At 61.2% G+C, this 2882-nt stretch carries 3 protein-coding genes; 2 read left to right on the top strand and 1 reads right to left on the bottom strand.

Going from position 1 to position 2882, the window contains the following annotated elements:
- Positions 1–27: 27 nt before the first annotated feature.
- Positions 28–396, bottom strand: a complete 369-nt coding sequence (locus PMI26_RS09765; protein ID WP_007976537.1) for a PilZ domain-containing protein — start codon at positions 394–396, stop codon at positions 28–30.
- 160 nt (positions 397–556) lie between these two features.
- Between PMI26_RS09765 and PMI26_RS09770 the strand changes: the two genes are divergently transcribed.
- Positions 557–2623 carry a carbon starvation CstA family protein gene (locus tag PMI26_RS09770; RefSeq protein ID WP_007976536.1) on the top strand — a complete coding sequence of 689 codons (2067 nt, stop codon included), beginning with the start codon at positions 557–559 and terminating at the stop codon, positions 2621–2623.
- Positions 2624–2637: 14 nt separating this feature from the next.
- Positions 2638–2835 (top strand): YbdD/YjiX family protein, encoded by a 198-nt coding sequence (locus PMI26_RS09775; protein ID WP_007976534.1) that lies wholly within the window; start codon positions 2638–2640, stop codon positions 2833–2835.
- Positions 2836–2882 lie beyond the last annotated feature (47 nt).

Below are 2882 nucleotides of genomic sequence, written 5' to 3'. Positions count from 1 at the left end.
TGCGGCAGCTCCTACACAGAGGTACGTTCAGATTTCGATCAGCGCACCCAATTCTCGTTCCAGCTCCTGCGGATCAGCGAGGTTGAGCTCGATCAGTCGCCGCAGCCGTTCTATGGACTCCAGGCCGATGTGCAGGCAGACAAAGCCGAGTTGGCCATGGTCATCGTGGGCCAGTTGCGCATCCATGGTGATGTCGACGTCTTCGCTCAGATGAATATCGACCAGAAAATCCTGCTGCGGATTGCCCAACCACGGATCGGGTCGCTCGATCAGCACCCCCTTGAGCGATAGATCAATCAACTTCACCGGCCAGGTGAACTCACCCTGACTCAAGTCAGTTCGGGCATCGAACGCAATACGTTTGAAGCGGCGACGGTCGGCAGGGTGCTCGCTCATGGCGCGATCCTCGTAGATGTTCGCTGACTATAGACCGGCATTCTTCAAGGCTGCCAGCGCTGGCCGGTGTCCAGACCTATGTCGGGGTATGGTCTTTGCCGTCAGGAGCGCTAAACTCGGGGTGGCTGTCTTTCTTGTCCACTCTGGCTGGAATAATAAAATGAAAAATAATAATAGCCCGCTACGCCATCTGCCCTGGCTGGTGCTGGCAATCGTAGGTGCGTGCGCCCTGGGTGTCGTGGCATTGCGCCGAGGGGAGGCAATCAATGCCTTGTGGATTGTGGTCGCTGCCGTGGCCATCTATCTGGTCGCCTACCGCTACTACAGTCTGTTCATCGCCAACAGCGTCATGCAACTCGATGCGCGACGGGCCACTCCCGCCGTGATCAACAATGACGGTCTGGATTACGTTCCGACCAATAAACACATTCTCTTCGGTCACCACTTCGCCGCCATTGCCGGTGCGGGGCCGTTGGTCGGCCCGGTGCTGGCCGCGCAGATGGGCTACCTGCCCGGCACCCTGTGGCTGATCGCCGGCGTGGTGCTGGCCGGTTCGGTGCAGGACTTCATGGTCCTGTTCATGTCCACCCGTCGCAACGGCCGCTCCCTGGGCGACATGGTCCGTGAGGAAATGGGCCGCATCCCCGGCACCATCGCGCTGTTCGGTTGCTTCCTGATCATGATCATCATCCTCGCGGTGCTGGCGCTGATCGTGGTGAAAGCCTTGGCCGAGAGCCCTTGGGGTATTTTCACGGTGATGGCGACCATCCCGATCGCGATGTTCATGGGCATCTACATGCGCTACATCCGCCCGGGCCGCATCGGCGAGATCTCGGTGATCGGCGTGCTGTTGCTGCTCGGTTCGATCTGGCTCGGCGGGCAGATTGCCGCGGATCCGGTGTGGGCCAAGGCCTTTACCTTTACCGGTATCCAGATCACCTGGATGCTGATCGGCTACGGTTTCGTTGCCGCGGTGTTGCCGGTGTGGCTGATCCTGGCTCCCCGTGACTACCTGTCGACCTTCCTGAAAATCGGCACCATCGTGGCTTTGGCCATCGGTATCCTGGTGACCATGCCCGAGCTGAAAATGCCGGCCCTGACCCAATTCATCGACGGCACCGGCCCGGTCTGGAAGGGCGGTCTGTTCCCGTTCCTGTTCATCACCATCGCCTGTGGCGCGGTCTCGGGTTTCCACGCGCTGATCGCTTCCGGCACCACGCCGAAGCTGCTCGCCAATGAGGGGCATGCCCGTTACATCGGTTACGGCGGCATGCTGATGGAGTCCTTCGTGGCGATCATGGCCATGGTCGCGGCGTCGGTGATCGATCCGGGCGTTTACTTCGCCATGAACAGCCCGGCGGCCGTGGTCGGCGCCGATGCGGTGGCCGTTGCGCAAACCGTCAGCAGCTGGGGCTTTGCGATCACGCCGGAAGCGTTGCAAGCGGTGGCCCACGACATCGGGGAAACCACCATCCTGGCCCGTGCCGGCGGTGCGCCGACCCTGGCGGTGGGGATCGCGCAGATCCTGCACCAGCTGTTGCCGGGCGAGAACACCATGGCGTTCTGGTACCACTTCGCGATCCTGTTCGAAGCGCTGTTCATCCTGACCGCGGTCGACGCCGGTACCCGTGCCGGGCGCTTCATGCTCCAGGATTTGCTCGGCTCGTTCGTGCCGGCCCTGCGCCGCACCGAATCCTGGACCGCCAACCTGATCGCCACCGCCGGTTGCGTGGCCATGTGGGGTTATCTGCTGTACCAGGGCGTGATCGACCCGCTGGGCGGCATCAACACCTTGTGGCCGCTGTTCGGCATCTCCAACCAGATGCTGGCCGGTATCGCGCTGATGCTCGGCACCGTGGTGCTGATCAAGATGAAGCGCCAGCGTTATGCCTGGGTCACCTTGCTGCCGGCTGTGTGGTTGCTGATCTGCACCACCACCGCCGGTTTCATCAAGCTGTTCGATGCCAACCCGGCAATCGGTTTCCTCGCCCTGGCGAAGAAGTACAGCGATGCCCTGGCCAATGGTCAGGTGCTGGCCCCGGCCAAGAGCATCGAGCAGATGCAACACGTGATCTTCAACGCCTACACCAACGCCACGCTGACCGCGCTGTTCCTGTTTGTGGTGTTCAGCATCCTGTTCTTCGCACTCAAGGTCGGTATCGCCGCCTGGGGCAGCAAAGAGCGTACGGATAAAGAAGCGCCATTCCAGGCGCTGCCGAATGCATAGGCGAGGAGGGCAGCATGTTCAATGACCTGAGTCGCCTGGGCAAATACCTCGGTCAGGCCGCGCGCCTGATGGTCGGCATGCCCGACTACGACAACTACGTCGAGCACATGCAGACCAAGCACCCGGACAAACCGGTGATGGACTACGAGGCGTTCTTCCGCGAGCGCCAGGAGGCCCGTTACGGCAGTAAGGCCGGACCCAAGTGCTGTTGAGTGAACACTAAAAAACCGGCTGAAAGGCTAATGCCGATCAGTTAAGC

Origin of the sequence: Pseudomonas sp. GM33 (assembly GCF_000282295.1) — a bacterium.
Taxonomy (GTDB): domain Bacteria; phylum Pseudomonadota; class Gammaproteobacteria; order Pseudomonadales; family Pseudomonadaceae; genus Aquipseudomonas; species Aquipseudomonas laurylsulfatiphila.
Note: the sequence above shows the minus strand (reverse complement) of the source record. Positions and strands in the feature narration are given on the sequence as shown.

Bases quoted from the DNA above. Each gene is read 5' to 3' on its own strand.
- PMI26_RS09765 (WP_007976537.1), bottom strand. From the start codon at position 396: ATGAGCGAGCACCCTGCCGACCGTCGCCGCTTCAAACGTATTGCGTTC.
- PMI26_RS09770 (WP_007976536.1), top strand. From the start codon at position 557: ATGAAAAATAATAATAGCCCGCTACGCCATCTGCCCTGGCTGGTGCTG.
- PMI26_RS09775 (WP_007976534.1), top strand. From the start codon at position 2,638: ATGTTCAATGACCTGAGTCGCCTGGGCAAATACCTCGGTCAGGCCGCG.